Consider the following 14,432-nt stretch of genomic DNA (forward strand, 5'->3'; position numbering starts at 1 on the left):
GTTTATGAACTCGAAGCTTCAGATTTTAATACCGCTAGCTGGCGAGTCTATCTTCTTCGATCCAAGCGAATACCATTTCCCTAAGCCGTTGATTGATATCGATGGCGAGACGATGATCGAACACGTCCTAGCACCTCTGAAAAGAGCAGTTCCTGACGCGCGTTTCATTTTCCTTGTCTGTCGGGAGGACGTCGTCAAATTCTCCCTCGATTCTATTCTTCGACTGCGGGCTGGCGAGAATGCAGTAGTTATTCCGCTCGCGACGTCGACAAAAGGCGCTCTTTGTACCTGCCTATTGGCAGTCGACGCGCTGGATAAGGACGCGCCTTTGCTGGTCTGCAATGGCGATCAGGTTCTTGATGTCGACATAGCTACCATACTGGCGAGCTTCGAGGCATCATCCGGGGCGGCCGGTGTCGTTACTTTCCGTTCAGTGCACCCCCGCTGGTCCTACGTTCGTCTTGACAATAATGGGGATGTTGTTCAGGCAGCAGAAAAGTCCGTGATCAGTGAGCATGCTATCGCTGGTCTATACTATTTTAGGAAAGCACAGGATTTTATTGACGCAGCAATGGCGACAATAATAGCAGACGACAAGGTCGGCGATCAGTTTTTTATTGCCCCAAGTCTCAATCAACTTATTTTGAAGAATAGACGTATTGTGAACATTCCGATTCCCTCGACAGATTACTATAGTTTTTACTCGCCACAAAAAGTGAAAGATTTCGTCGATCTGCGATTGCGCTCTCGTCGCTCGGGAGCCGTCGTTCCCCGAGTGACGGTCGTGGTGCCTGCTGCGGGAGAAGGCAGCAGATTCGCAAAATCGGGGTGGGCGCGACCGAAGCCGTTTATAGACGTCGCTGGTCGACCTATGATCGAACACGTCCTTCAAAATGTAAAGCTGGCTGACTCAAGGACAATTGTGCTTGTCCGAAAAGAGCATACCTATGGCCAAGATTCTATCATTAACCGTCTCTCGGAACACTCAGAGATAGTTTCTGTCGACCGTCTTACCGAGGGTACGCTTTGCACTATCATGCTCGCGCGCCGATTGTTCAACGACGAAGACTCTATCTTGGTTGCAAACTCAGATCAGGTCGTCGAGTTCTCGGTCGACCATTATGTCCAGGATTGTATCGACCGTAACCTAGATGGCTCCATCCTTGTATTTCAAGATGCCGCTTGCGACCCCAAGTGGTCGTTTGCTCGTCTTGACACAGGCGGCCTTGTATTGGAGGTTGCGGAAAAAAAGCCGATTTCGAATCTTGCAACTGTTGGGATATACTTTTTCCGTCGTGCGCGAGATTTGTTAAATGCAACGATTGATATGTTCGTAGAGAACGACAGAATTAACAACGAATTTTATACATGTCCAGTTTATAATCATATGATCCGGAATGGCGCTCGAATCGGCGTATATGAGATTCCGGCAGCAGCAATGCACGGGCTCGGCACCCCATCTGATCTTCATGCCTATCTGACCAAAATTGGTGCGCCCGCATCCGCCGATGCGCCGCGTTGAAAGGGGCATCCGATGCAAGTCATTGTCCCCCTAGCCGGGCCTGATTTCGAGCAGTCGGATGGTCGCGTCAAATCGGAATTCGAGGTGCACGGGACGCCTTTGCTACGTTTAGCGATAGAAAGTCGTGCATGGTGGCGCAGCGGTCAGGTAACAGATTCCGACTTGATCTTCGTCTTGCGTGACAGTTTTGTAAGCCGGCGGTTTGCATCGGATAAATTGGCGCAGTGGTATCCTAATGCGCGCCAAGTTTTTTTGTCGGATTACACACGAGGCGCAGCCCTGACGGTTCTCGCCGGAGTTGCGCTCGTTGGCCACGCGGAAGAGATTTTATGTTTCGATCTGGCGGACATCCTGTTCGAAGAACGCACTAGCGCACTCTCGCCTTTCACAGATATGTCGGTTGGCGCAGTCGGTTTAACGTTCCCTTCTAATCACCCCGCCTATTCATACTTACGCAGAGACGCCGCGGGCAATGTTGTCGAGGCGGCGGAGAAACGCGTTATTTCGGAAGAAGCCTCCGCCGGCGTCTACTTATTCCGATCTCCCGTTATTTATCTTCGAGCGCTCGCGTACGTGCTCGATCACCGTGCAGAACATGTACATCGAGACTTATTCTTTGTCTGCCCAGTTTTGAATGGAGTGCTGGCGCAGGGATTAAAAGTCAACGGTCTAACTGTATGCGATATAACGGACATAAAGTTGAGTTGAAAATTCACGTTCTCATCGGAAAACGACGCACGCAGCATTTTGTCGGTCTCCCCGGGGGAAACCCCGCCGGGGAGGGCTGCTCTCGTCGCCGACTATCTGGTCGCGTCTGGCGTCACGCGGGGACGCAAGTGTCGGGAACCGGACAAACCTCGGCGCAATGCGGAGACTCGCCGTCGCATTCCGTGCACTTCTTGGGGTCGATGATATAGGTGTCGCCCTTCATGCGAATGGCGGCGGTCGGACAGTCGAACTCGCAGGCGCCGCAGACGGTGCATTGCGACGCGATAATCTTCAAGGCCATAATACTCTCCCCGATCGTTTTGGGACGCGGCGCCCGCGAAACGGCGCCGCGCGTCTCGACGCGACAGATGGGGGTAAGCAAGAATCGTTTCAATTTACCGCGGGGCGTTGCGAGACGCTTCCGCTCGCGACGGATCGTCGCGCGGAAGGCCACCGGCGACGCCTTTAACCCGACATTGCCCGTAGACTAATAATCCGGTTTAATCCGGCCCGCGAGCGCGCCGCGGCGCCAAAAAACGAGGACGGAAATGCCGATCGACAGCAAGCATCCCGAGACACTGGCCCTCCACGCCGGCTGGCGTTCCGATCCGGCGACCGGCGCCGTCGCGCCGCCCATCTATCAGACGACCTCCTACCAGTTCCGCGACACGGAGCACGCCGCAAATCTCTTCGCGCTCAAGGAGCTGGGCAATATCTACACGCGCATCGGCAATCCGACGACCGGCATCCTCGAGGAGCGTCTCGCCGCGCTCGAGGGCGGCGTCGCGGCGCTGGCGCTTTCTTCCGGCCAAGCGGCCTCGGCTTTCGCGCTGCAAAATCTGGCGCGCGCCGGCGACAATGTCGTCGCCTCCACCGATCTTTATGGCGGCACTTGGAATCTCTTCGCCAATACGCTGAAGGACCAGGGCCTCGAGGTGCGCTTCGTCGATCCGAGCGACCCGGAGAATTTCCGCCGCGCCACCGACGATCGTACGCGCGCCTATTACGCCGAGACGCTGCCCAATCCCAAGCTCACCGTCTTCCCCATTGCGGAAGTCGCGGCGATCGGCCGCGAATATGGCGTTCCGCTCATTGCCGACAATACCGCTGCGCCGCTATTGGTGAAGCCGCTCGAGCATGGCGCGGCGATCGTCGTCTATTCGACGACCAAATATATCGGCGGCCATGGCACGTCGATCGGCGGCGCCATCATCGACGGCGGCAATTTCGATTGGGAGAAGTTTCCCGAGCGTCAGCCCGCGCTCAACACGCCGGACGCGAGCTATCACGGCGCCGTCTGGGTGGAGGCGGTCAAGCCGCTCGGCCCCGTCGCCTATATCATCAAGGCGCGCACGACATTGCTGCGCGATCTCGGCTCCGCGGTTTCGCCCTTCAACGCCTTTCTCACTCTGCAGGGCATAGAGACTCTGCCGCTGCGCATAGAGCGTCACGTCTCCAATGCGCAGGCGGTCGCGGATTTTCTGTCGAAGCGCGCCGAGGTGACGAAGGTCATTCATCCCTCGCGCCAGAGCGGCGCGGAGCGCGAGCGCGCCGATAAATATCTGAAGGGAAAATATGGCGCGCTGGTCGGCTTCGAGCTCGCCGGCGGCCTCGAGGCCGGCCGGCGCTTCATCGATGCGCTGAAGCTCTTCTATCATGTCGCCAATATCGGCGACGCGCGCAGCCTCGCGATCCATCCGGCGACGACGACGCATTCGCAGCTGTCGCCGGAAGCGCAGCTCGCGACCGGCGTCACGCCCGGCTATGTGCGTCTCGCCATCGGCATAGAGCATATCGACGATATTCTCGCCGATCTCGATTCCGCGCTGAAGGCCGCGGCCTGAGTCACGAAACCCCTGCGTCATGCGCCGCCCGCTGGGCCGGCGCATGTTTCGCGAGCGGCGTCAGGCGCAGCGGCAGCGCGCCTTTCGGCCGCATGGCGAAGGTCGGCGCCAGCTCCAGACGATGGCCGGGGACGGTCTCGAAGCGGAACTCGCGCAGCAGCGTCGCGACGATGGTCGCCATCTCCGTCAGCGCGAAGCCCATGCCGACGCAGATGCGCGGCCCGGCGCCGAAGGGCAGATAGGCGTAGCGATGGCGCGCCTTCGCCCGCTCCGGCGAGAAGCGGTCGGGGTCGAAGGCGGTCGGCTGCTCCCACAGCTTCTCGTGCCGATGCAGGCACCAGGTCAGCACATAGATGGGCTCCTTCGCGCCCACGCGATAGGGGCCGAGCGTCGTGTCCTCGCGCGGCTGGCGGCCGAGCGCGGCGAAGGGCGGGAAGAGCCGCATCGACTCCTGCAGGACCTGCCGCGTGAAGGCGAGATTTTCGACCGTCTCCGGCGTGATCTCGCCGTCTCCGGCGACGCGCTCCGCCTCCTCGCGGGCGCGTTGCTGGCTCGCCTGATCCTTGGCCAGCAGCCAGAAGGTCCAGGCCAGCGCGACGGCGGAGGTCTCATGGCCGGCGAGCAGAAAGCCGTGGAGATTGGCGACGAGCTCCGCGTCGGTCATCACGCGCCCGCTCTCCGGGTCCTTGGCCGAGAGCAGAAGGCCGAGAATATCTCGCGTCTCCTCTTTCCGGGCGCGGCGCTCGGCGAGCAGCTTCACCGTCTCCTCATGCACGAAGCGCGAGCCGGCGCGCGCCGAGAGCAGGCCCGGATAGGGCGTCCAATCCGGCGGCAGGCGGAACATCACGGCCAGCATGCGCCAGGCGAAGCTGCCGAGCACCGGCCGCAGCGCCGCGATGAAGCGCTCGCCGTCGAAACTCTCCGAGGCGCCGAACACCGCCTTCTCGATGACGGCGAAGGTCGTGCGCGACATGGCCTCGGTGATGTCCACCTCGGCGCCGCCGCCGAGACGCCGCCACTCTTCGGCCTGCGCCTGCGCGCAGCGGACGAAGAAGGGAACCAGCGCCAGAATATTTTCGTAGCGAAAGGCCGGCGAAATGGCGCGCCGCTGCCATTTCCATTCCGCGCCTTCCGAGAAGAAGAGCGTGTCGCCCTCGATCGGCCCGCGCAGCGCCGCGGCGGCGATGTCGTCGCGGCGAAAGGCCTCGGCGCGCGAGACCAGCAACTCCTCGATCAGCTCCGGTTTCACGACATAGTGCATGCGCGGGAAAAAGGGCCACAGGCCTTTGGCGGTGAAAAAATCGGTGCGATAGGCCTCGGGCGCGTAATTCTCGAGGTAATTGCGCGTCACCGCCAGATAGGACGGCTTCTCGCGCGGCGTGAAGGGGGTGAAATCGGGATCGTGAAACATGCAAGGCCTCCGCAATGAACGAGCTCGGCGGTCCGACGCTATCGGAGCGAAATTCGCTTTTTCTGTGATCTCGCGAGCAGGACAATCGGGCGATTGCCGAAAGGGGCGCGCTCACCCTCCCCTTCAGGGGGAGGGTCGGCCGGCGACAGCCCGGCGCTCGCGACGGGCGTTCTTTCAGAACGCCCTACGGCCGGACGGGGTGGGGTTCCGCGGCGAAGACTCGGGGCGTCACCCCCTCCCGATCGCCTGCGGCGCTCGACCTCCCCCCTCGAGGGGGAGGTGGACACGCCTCTTCGATCTTGACTTCGCGTTCGCCCGATCGCCCTGGGATCTCTAGGCCGGCGCCTCCGCCCCGCCCGATCCAGCCCTGGGAGCCGGCCCGGACGCGGAATAGTTGCGTCCTCCCGCGATTGGCGGCATTTAGAAAAAATCCTGTCACCCCCGGCCCCGCCGGGCCTGTCCCAGAAAGAGCGAGAGAGAATGAGCGCGACCGAGACCACCTCCACGAACTGGCTGCCCGACGCCAAGGCGGCTTTCGCCTCCGTGGAGGCGCTTTACGGCCGCGCGCTCGCCGCCGTCCGCGCCCGCGTCACCAAGGACGGCAAGCTCTCCAATGAGCTGATCGAGGTGGAGCAGCACGCCGCGCACGGCCTCTCCTGGTTCGCCACCTATGTGCAGGGCCTGCGCGAGCTGCTCGCCTACGCCGACCGGCTCCAGGCCGAGGGCGCCTATGGCGAGGTGGAGAATCTGCTCACCCGCATCGCCTTCGCCGAATATCTGGCGCAGGTCTTCGGCGGCATTCCGATGAGCCAGGGCGAATTCGTCCGCCTCTCCGATTTCGGCCTCTCGCCCGCCGATGTCGCCGCCGCCCATATTCCGCAGGTGGACAGCCTCATCGCCTCCGGCCTCACCAGCGCCAATCGCGCCCGCCTCGCCGAGCTGATCGACCACAACGGCGCCGCCGAGACGATCGGCGCCACCGGCCTCGACGAGACGCTGGAGGCCATCCGCAGCGAGATGCGCAAATTCGCCGGCGACAATGTCACGCCGCATGCGCATGAGTGGCATTTGAAGAACGACTATATTCCGCTGGAGGTCATTTCCGGCCTCGCGGAGCTGGGCGTCTTCGGCCTCACCATTCCCGAAGAGTACGGCGGATCGGGCCTCGGCAAGATCGCCATGTGCGTCGTCTCGGAGGAGCTGTCGCGCGCTTACATCGGCGTCGGCTCGCTCGGCACGCGCTCGGAGATCGCGGGCGAGCTGATCCTCGTCGGCGGCACGGAAGAGCAGAAGCAGAAATATCTGCCCAAGATCGCCACCGGCGAAATCCTGCCTACCGCCGTCTTCACCGAGCCGAACAATGGCTCCGATCTCGCCAATCTGCGCACCCGCGCGACGCGCGAGGGCGATGTCTACAAGGTCGTCGGCAACAAGACCTGGATCACCCATCCCGTGCGCGCCGATGTGATGACGCTGCTGGTCCGCACCAATCCGAACGAGAAGGGCTACAAAGGCCTCTCCATGCTGCTCGCCGAAAAGCCGCGCGGCACGGATGAGACGCCCTTCCCGGCCAAGGGCATGACCGGCGGCGAGATCGAGGTGCTCGGCTATCGCGGCATGAAGGAGTTCGAGATCGGCTTCGACAATTTCGAGGTGCCGGCCGAAAATCTTCTCGGCGGCGAGGAGGGCAAGGGCTTCAAGCAGCTGATGGAGACCTTCGAATCCGCCCGCATTCAGACGGCGGCGCGCGCGCTCGGCGTCGCCCAGGCGGCGCTCGATCTCGGCCTGCGCTACGCCAAGGAGCGCGTGCAATTCGGCAAGCCGCTGTTCGCTTTCCCGCGCGTCTTCGACAAGATCGTCACAATGGCGATCGAGATTCACGTCGCCCGCCAGATCACCTATTTCGCCGCGCGGGAAAAAGACGAAGGCAAGCGCTGCGATCTCGAGGCCGGCATGGCCAAGCTACTCGGCGCGCGCGTCGCCTGGGCCGCGGCGGACGATGCGCTGCAGATTCACGGCGGCAATGGCTTCGCCCTGGAATATCCGGTCTCCCGCGTCCTCTGCGACGCGCGCATCCTCAATATTTTCGAGGGCGCGGCGGAGATTCAGGCGCAGGTCATCGCTAGGCGTCTGCTGGAAGGCTGAGGCGGGAAATTGGCGAGATGGAGAAGGACCGAACCCGATGCCGGTTGTTTTTCGCCAGAGCGGGTACAGGTTCTTCTTCTACTCGAACGAGGGCGATCCTCGCGAGCCGATGCATATTCATGTGCTGAAGGACGGTTGCACAGCGAAGTTTTGGCTGGAGCCGGTCAGCCTCGCGCAGAGCGCGCGCCTGGATGCGCGGGCCTTGCGCGAGTTGGAACAGATCGTTCAAGATCGGGCCGACGACATCGGGAGGGCTTGGCGTGAGCATTTCGGCTAAATCCGTGCGCTTCGATGACGACAGCTTCTGGGTCGAGCTATCGGATGGGCGCACGCTCGGCGTTCCGCTCACATGGTTTCCTCGGCTGCTGCACGCGACCGGAGAGCAGCGCCTCGCTTTCACGATCAGCGACGAGGGCCTGCACTGGGACGCGCTCGACGAGGATATCTCCATACCGGGCCTGCTCGCAGGTCGCGGCGATCAGACGAAGCGCAAGCAGGCGGCCGCCTAGGACCGGCGAGCATGCCCAGACTCCTCGCGGCCTCTGCGTTACCGCGTTAACGGGGAGGTGGAAGGCGGCGGTCGGGCCACGATGCGCCACACTCTCTCATAATCGATTTTCCATCCGCCTTTGGCGCGCCGAGGCCTTTTTCCGCCCTCGCGAGCGCGAGCCGCGCCCGGCTGAAACGCGGCAATCGACCACGGTTGCCGTCGTCCCTTCCCCTTCCCAAATGGAGTCGTGTGGGTCTTCAACGAAAGAAGAACAACATGACCAATATTGCCGTTCACAATGGGGCCTGGGTTCTCGTCGGCGACGGCCGTAGAGCCCTGTTTCTGCAAAATCACGGCGATCCCGATCTGCTCGATCTGCGCGTCGTCGAGGCGAGGGTGGACGAAAATCCGCCGACCCGCGAGCAGGGCAGCGACGCGCCGGGCCGCGCTTATGGCACGGCGGGAGCGCCGCGCAGCGCCGTGGAGAACGCCGATTGGCACGAGCTGGAAAAGGAGCATTTCGCTCGAGCGATCGCCGAGCGCATCAATACCGCCGCGGAATCCGGCGAATTGAGCGAGGTCGTCATCATCGCCCCGCCGCGCGTGCTCGGCGAGCTGCGCCAGGAGCTGAGCCATAAGGCCAAGAGCAAGGTGAAGGGCGAGCTGGACAAGGATTTGACCCGCCATCCTCTGCCCGAGATCGAGAAGGCCCTCGCGCGCGAGTTCCGCGCGGAAGGATGAGCATTCGGCTTCCGCCCCTCGCGCGTCTTCGGCGGCGAGGGGACGGGGCTTTTCAGTAAGGCCCCACGGGAAAATATTTCAGATAGAGCTCGGCGTAGACGCCCTTTTGCGCGACGCGCGCCAGCGCGTAATCCAGCGCACGGCGCAGGGCCACATTGTTCCTGCGCACCGCGACGCCGACGCCATCGCCGAAAAAGGCGGGATCGGCGTAAGGCCCGTCCTTGAACATGCAGCAATCGGCCGCGTCGGCGCCGTTCAGCCAAAAGGCCAGCGAGATGGCGTCGCCGAACATCGCATGGGCGCGGCCCTCCTTCAGCGCCGTGCGCGCCTGCTGCGCGCTGGGATAGGTCGCCAGAGTGGAGGCGGGGAAGAACTTCTTCAAATAGGCCTCATGCGCGCTGTCGGCGGCGACCGCTATGGTCCGGTCGGCGAGCGCTTCCGGCGTCGCGCCGGACAGCACGGAATCCTTGCGCACCACGAAGCGGCCCGGCGTCGTGTAATAGGGCTGGGTGAAATCCACCTTTTTGCGCATCTCGGGCGTGATGGCGAAAGAGGCGATGGCGGCGTCGCCGGCGTTCTCGTCCAGAGCGGCGACGAGCGTGTCCCAGCGCCGGCGCTGAATGGTGCAGGTGATCTCCAGCTCCTCGCAAATGGCGCGCGCCAGATCGACGTTGAAGCCGGCGATGGTTCCGTCCGGCAGAGCGAAATCGAAGGGCGGAAAATCATCCTCGGTGAGAAAGCGGATCTGCTTGATCGTCGAGAGGTCGGGCTTCTCCAGCTTGCGGGCCGGGTCCCAGAAGGAGGGCGCCGCCGCGACGACGCTGTCCGCAGCGGAGGCCGGCGCGGTGACGGACACCATGACCGCTGCGAGCGCGCAGCGTAAGCTTGTCAAAGTTTCGCTTCTGCGCCAAGCTTCAGCCACAGTTCTTTTCTCGCATATCATTCGAGGCCTCGCAGCCGCCCGGCGCGGCAGAGCCCGCGCGTCGCGGAGATTAGCGTATGAGCGTGAATCCGGTCGATAGGGTTTCGCCGTATCCGCCGGCGCCCCATCGCGACGAAAGCGCCGTTTTCCCGCGCCGCCGCGAGCCGGAGTCGACGCTCGCCCGCCAGCGCGCCCGCCCGGCGCCGGAGACGCCCGCGCTAGGCGCCGGCCGGCCGCTTCCCCCGGAGATCGCCTTTCTCGCCGCCCATGGCGCGCCGCTGGTCATGCTGCAATATGGCGCGACCATCGCCCGGCGGCAGGGCGTGAAAGCCGACGCCGCGCTGATCGCCGAAGGGCTGATCCCGGAGGAGCGCTTCTATCGCATTCTGGCGGCCGAGCTGCGCGTCCCCTATCTCGACGCGCCGCCCGCGCTGGAGCCGTCCGAAAGCCTGGAGCAGGACGCCGCGCGCGGCTACGCCCGCCTCGCCGAGGAGCCGCGAGGGATGCGCTGGCTGTTCGCGCCGCGCGGCGACGACATCGCCCGTCTCGTCGGCGTCACGCGCTCTTCCGCCGGGCGGCCGCTCTTCGCCATCACGCGCCCCTCCCATTTCGAGGAGGCGCTGCGCCGCTCCTCGGCGCGTCGGCTGGCCGAGGCGGCCGCCTATTCGGTGGAGCGCGTCGCGCCGGAGCTGGCGGCGCGGCGGGCGCTCGGCGGCCGCGCGCCCATCGCTTTCGCGCTCGGCAATCTCATTCTGCTCGCGGCCTGGCTCTCGCCGGCCGGCTCGCTCTCGCGCGCCGCCGCGGCGCTGCTCGCTCTGCTGTTCCTCGCCAATATCGGGCTGCGCCTCTATTTCTGCGCGATCCGCAAAGCGGCGCGCGGCGCCGCGCCGGCGTTGGAAGAGCGCGATCTGCCGCTCTATTCCATCATCGTGGCGCTCTACGACGAAGCCGGTGTGGTTCCGCAATTGACCGAGGCGCTGGACGCGATCGACTATCCACGCGCCAAGCTGGACGTCAAATTCGTGGTCGAAAGCGACGACGCCGCGACCGCCGCCGCGCTGCGCGCCGCGCATCTGCGGCCGGGGTGGGAGATCATCGTCGCGCCGCCCGGCGCGCCGCGCACCAAGCCGCGCGCGCTCAATGTGGCGACGCCTTTTCTGCGCGGCTCCCTCGTCGCCGTTTTCGACGCGGAAGATCTGCCCGACCGCGGCCAGCTGCGCGACGCCGCGGCGCTATTCGCCGCCGCGGATGAAAATCTCGCCTGCCTGCAGGCCAGCCTGTTCATCCATAATCACCGGCGCAGCTGGATGACGGCCATGTTCTGCATCGACTATGCCGTCCTGTTCGATGTGATCGACAGAGGCGCCTCGGCGGCCGGCCTGCCCTTTTTCCTCGGCGGCTCCTCCAATCATTTTCGCCTGTCCGCGCTGCGCGCCGTCGGCGCCTGGGATGCATTCAATGTGACGGAGGACGCCGATCTCGGCCTGCGGCTGGCGCGGCGCGGCTATAGGGTCCGCACTTTCGCCTCGCGCACGCAGGAGCAGGCGCCGACGCGCTTTGCCGCGCTGGTGGCGCAGCGCAGCCGTTGGATGAAAGGCTGGATGCAGACGGCGCTGGTCCACTGCCGCGACCCTTCCGCCTATTTCGCCGATCTCGGCGCCGCGCGCGGCGCAGTAGTGCTGGCGCTATTGGCGGGCGGCTTCATCGCGCCGCTGCATGGGCCGATCTTTCTCTTCTTCCTCGTCCATGATGCGGGTTTCGGCGCTCTGCTGGCGCCGAAGACGCTCGTCGACGGCCTCGCCAGCGGTCTCTTCTGCCTCATCGCCGCCGGCGGCCTCTCGGCCAGCGTCTGGCCGCGCGCGGTCGCCATGGGCGAGGCGGATATTCTCTGGCTCTGGCCGGCGCTGCTGCGCTGGCCGCTGTGGAGCCTGATGCTGTCCCTCGCCTCCTGGCGCGCCTTGCGCGAGCTGTGCGTCAGGCCATTCTATTGGGACAAGACAGAGCATTTCCCGATCGCCGGAGCGCGGAACCGATGAGACCATGACAAGCAGACGCGCGCGCGCGCCCTCGAGCAGGGCCGCGCACCCCGAGCCGGCGGCCGAGGACGGCAAAGCCTCGACCGTCGCCAAGCATTCGCTGGTCATCGCCGGCCACAGCACCAGCGTGTCGCTGGAGCGCATTTTCTGGGAGGCGCTGAAGGCGGCGTCCGAGGAGGAGGGCTGCTCGCTCGCCGCCCTCGTCGCGCGCATAGACGCCGGCCGCGGCCGCGCCAATCTCTCCTCGGCTTTGCGCGTCTACGCCATGGAGCGGGCGCTCGGCCGCAAGAGCGGCTGACCTGGGCCGATCAGGCGAACGCCCCAAAAGGCGCGCTCACCCTCCCCTTCAGGGGGAGGGTCGGATGGCGCAGCCATCCGGGGTTGGGTTCCACGCGAAAGACTCGGGGCGTTCACCCCCTCCCGATCGCCTTCGGCGCTCGACCTCCCCCCTCGAGGGAGAGGTGGAAACGCCTTTCCGGGCGCCGCTTCTCGTTCATCCGATCGCCATTGCGCCCGCTTCCGTCCCGCCTGCGTCTTATGTTATCGCAAGTCCCGGAGGGACCGAACACATGACCGAATCCGCACCCCGTCGCGACAAGCCCTGGCTGTTCCGCACCTATGCCGGCCATTCCACGGCCAAGGAGTCGAATCTTCTCTATCGCTCCAACCTCGCCAAGGGCCAGACGGGTCTCTCCATCGCTTTCGATCTGCCGACCCAGACCGGCTATGACAGCGACCACATCCTTTCGCGCGGCGAGGTCGGCAAGGTCGGCGTGCCGGTGTCGCATCTCGGCGACATGCGCACTTTGTTCGACGGCATTCCGATCGCGGATATGAACACGTCGATGACCATCAACGCCACCGCCGTCTGGCTGTTCGCGCTCTACATCGCGGCGGCGGACCAGCAGGGCGCGCCGCGCGCAAAGCTGCAAGGCACGACGCAGAACGACATCATCAAGGAATATCTTTCGCGCGGCTCTTATGTGTTTCCGCCGGCGCAATCGCTGCGGCTGACGCAGGACCTCATTCTCTTCACGACGAAAGAGTGTCCGAAGTTCAATCCGATGAATGTCTGCTCCTACCATCTGCAGGAGGCCGGCGCGACGCCGGCGCAGGAGCTGGCCTATGCGCTCGCCACCGCTTGCGCCATTCTCGACGGGGTGAAGACCGCCGGCCTCTCGGAAAAGGATTTCGCCGAGGTCGTCGGCCGTATCTCCTTCTTCGTCAACGCCGGGATGCGCTTCGTCACCGAGCTGTGCAAGATGCGCGCTTTCGTCGAGCTGTGGGACGAGATCACCCGCGACCGCTATGGCGTGACGGACGAGAAATCCCGCCGCTTCCGCTATGGCGTGCAGGTGAATTCTCTCGGCCTCACCGAGCAGCAGCCGGAGAACAACGTCTATCGCATTTTGATCGAGTCGCTGGCCGTCGTGCTGTCGAAGAACGCGCGCGCCCGCGCCGTGCAGCTGCCGGCCTGGAACGAGGCGCTCGGCCTGCCGCGGCCCTTCGATCAGCAATGGTCGCTGCGCATGCAGCAGATCATGGCCTATGAGACCGATCTTCTGGAATATGGCGACATATTCGACGGCAATCCGGCGATCGCCAAAAAGGTCGCGGCGCTGAAGGAGGAGGCCGTCGCCGAGCTGAGGAAGATCGACGAGCTGGGCGGCGCCGCCGCGGCGGTCGAGGCCGGCTATATGAAATCGAAGCTCGTCGAAAGCAATACCGCGCGGCTCGAGGCGATCGAGGCCGGCGAGCAGATCGTCGTCGGCGTCAATAAATTCACCGAGGGCGAGCCCTCGCCGCTCACCGCCGGCGACAATCAGATCATGGTCGTGCCGGAGCATGTCGAGGCCGAGCAGATCGCCCGGCTGAACGCCTGGCGCGCGCAGCGCGACGCCAAGGCCGCGCAGGCGGCGCTGGACGCATTGGTGCGCGCCGCGAAGGAAGGCCGCAATATGGTCGAGCCCTCGATCGCCGCCGCCAAGGCCGGCGTCACGACCGGCGAATGGGGAACCGTGCTGCGCGGCGTGTTCGGCGAATATCGCGCGCCGACCGGCGTCTCCGCCACGGCGCGGCAGGTCGGCGGCCAGCTCGACGCGGTGCGCGAGGAGGTGCAGCGCGTCTCCACCAAGATCGGCACGCGCGCCAAGTTCTTGGTCGGCAAGCCGGGCCTCGACGGCCATTCCAACGGCGCCGAGCAGATCGCCGTGCGCGCCCGCGACGCCGGCTTCGACGTGATCTATGCCGGCATTCGCTCGACGCCCGCGGAACTGGTCGAGACGGCGCAGAAGGAAGGCGCGCATTGCGTCGGCCTCTCCATCCTCTCCGGCTCGCATGTGACGCTCGCCCATGAGGTGCTGCGGCTGATGAAGGAGAAGGGCCTCGGCGAAGTTCCGCTCGTCGTCGGCGGCATCATCCCGCCGGCGGACGAGAAGCTGCTGCGCGACAATGGCGTGGCCGCCGTCTACACGCCGAAGAATTACGATCTCAACGCGATCATGACCGACCTCGCGCAGATCATCGAGAAGAGCGTGGAGGGGCGGGCTTAAATCCCCCGTCCCAGGCGGGCTCGGGATCGTCAGGACGAATGTCGTCGCGGGAAAGTTGAAC

13 protein-coding genes are annotated in these 14,432 nt (G+C 64.3%); 10 read left to right on the top strand and 3 right to left on the bottom strand.

All coding sequences use genetic code 11. From position 1 onward, the window contains the following. Positions 1-4 precede the first annotated feature (4 nt). Complete coding sequence (locus GYH34_RS01355; RefSeq protein ID WP_161912028.1) at positions 5-1,522, top strand: glycosyltransferase family 2 protein; 1,518 nt, start codon at positions 5-7, stop codon at positions 1,520-1,522. 12 nt (positions 1,523-1,534) lie between these two features. Beyond that, positions 1,535-2,230 carry a hypothetical protein gene (locus tag GYH34_RS01360; RefSeq protein ID WP_161912029.1) on the top strand — a complete coding sequence of 232 codons (696 nt, stop codon included), beginning with the start codon at positions 1,535-1,537 and terminating at the stop codon, positions 2,228-2,230. Positions 2,231-2,342: 112 nt separating this feature from the next. Here the strand turns inward: GYH34_RS01360 and GYH34_RS01365 are convergent, their stop codons facing one another. Continuing rightward, positions 2,343-2,531, bottom strand: a complete 189-nt coding sequence (locus GYH34_RS01365; protein WP_018267040.1) for a 4Fe-4S dicluster domain-containing protein — start codon at positions 2,529-2,531, stop codon at positions 2,343-2,345. 247 nt (positions 2,532-2,778) lie between these two features. Here GYH34_RS01365 and GYH34_RS01370 point away from each other — a divergent pair, with 247 nt between their 5' ends. After that, positions 2,779-4,074, top strand: a complete 1,296-nt coding sequence (locus GYH34_RS01370; protein WP_161912030.1) for a PLP-dependent transferase — start codon at positions 2,779-2,781, stop codon at positions 4,072-4,074. Position 4,075: 1 nt separating this feature from the next. On the opposite strand, the gene GYH34_RS01375 is transcribed toward GYH34_RS01370, so the two are convergent. Then, positions 4,076-5,485 carry a cytochrome P450 gene (locus tag GYH34_RS01375; RefSeq protein ID WP_161912031.1) on the bottom strand — a complete coding sequence of 470 codons (1,410 nt, stop codon included), beginning with the start codon at positions 5,483-5,485 and terminating at the stop codon, positions 4,076-4,078. A 480-nt stretch (positions 5,486-5,965) separates the two neighbouring features. Between GYH34_RS01375 and GYH34_RS01380 the strand changes: the two genes are divergently transcribed. The 4 genes from GYH34_RS01380 to GYH34_RS01395 all read left to right on the top strand — a co-directional run bounded on the left by GYH34_RS01380 (position 5,966) and on the right by GYH34_RS01395 (position 8,861). Then, the gene (locus GYH34_RS01380) at positions 5,966-7,630 is read left to right on the top strand and encodes an acyl-CoA dehydrogenase family protein (RefSeq protein ID WP_161912032.1); all 1,665 of its coding nucleotides are present in this window, start codon (positions 5,966-5,968) and stop codon (positions 7,628-7,630) included. Positions 7,631-7,667: 37 nt separating this feature from the next. Further along, positions 7,668-7,907: a DUF4160 domain-containing protein gene (locus GYH34_RS01385; RefSeq protein WP_161912033.1), complete on the top strand. Its 240-nt coding sequence runs from the start codon at positions 7,668-7,670 to the stop codon at positions 7,905-7,907. Beyond that, on the top strand, positions 7,891-8,139 hold the full coding sequence (locus tag GYH34_RS01390; RefSeq protein WP_161912034.1) for a DUF2442 domain-containing protein: 249 nt from the start codon (positions 7,891-7,893) through the stop codon (positions 8,137-8,139). The genes GYH34_RS01385 and GYH34_RS01390 overlap by 17 nt, the downstream gene beginning before the upstream one ends. Positions 8,140-8,396: 257 nt before the next feature. Continuing rightward, entirely contained in the window at positions 8,397-8,861 is a 465-nt protein-coding gene (locus GYH34_RS01395) for a host attachment family protein (protein WP_161912035.1), read from the top strand. 52 nt (positions 8,862-8,913) lie between these two features. Here GYH34_RS01395 and GYH34_RS01400 read toward each other — a convergent pair whose 3' ends face one another. Further along, positions 8,914-9,720: a transporter substrate-binding domain-containing protein gene (locus GYH34_RS01400; RefSeq protein ID WP_161912036.1), complete on the bottom strand. Its 807-nt coding sequence runs from the start codon at positions 9,718-9,720 to the stop codon at positions 8,914-8,916. A gap of 140 nt (positions 9,721-9,860) precedes the next feature. Here GYH34_RS01400 and GYH34_RS01405 point away from each other — a divergent pair, with 140 nt between their 5' ends. From GYH34_RS01405 to GYH34_RS01415, 3 genes are all read left to right on the top strand, one after another. Further along, positions 9,861-11,819 (top strand): glycosyltransferase, encoded by a 1,959-nt coding sequence (locus GYH34_RS01405; protein WP_161912037.1) that lies wholly within the window; start codon positions 9,861-9,863, stop codon positions 11,817-11,819. Positions 11,820-11,823: 4 nt separating this feature from the next. Next, positions 11,824-12,117 carry a ribbon-helix-helix domain-containing protein gene (locus tag GYH34_RS01410; protein ID WP_161912038.1) on the top strand — a complete coding sequence of 98 codons (294 nt, stop codon included), beginning with the start codon at positions 11,824-11,826 and terminating at the stop codon, positions 12,115-12,117. Between the two features lie 271 nt (positions 12,118-12,388). Next, the gene (locus tag GYH34_RS01415) at positions 12,389-14,371 is read left to right on the top strand and encodes a protein meaA (protein ID WP_161912039.1); all 1,983 of its coding nucleotides are present in this window, start codon (positions 12,389-12,391) and stop codon (positions 14,369-14,371) included. Positions 14,372-14,432: the final 61 nt, after the last annotated feature.

Origin of the sequence: Methylosinus sp. C49 (genome assembly GCF_009936375.1) — a bacterium.
Taxonomy (GTDB): Bacteria; Pseudomonadota; Alphaproteobacteria; order Rhizobiales; family Beijerinckiaceae; genus Methylosinus.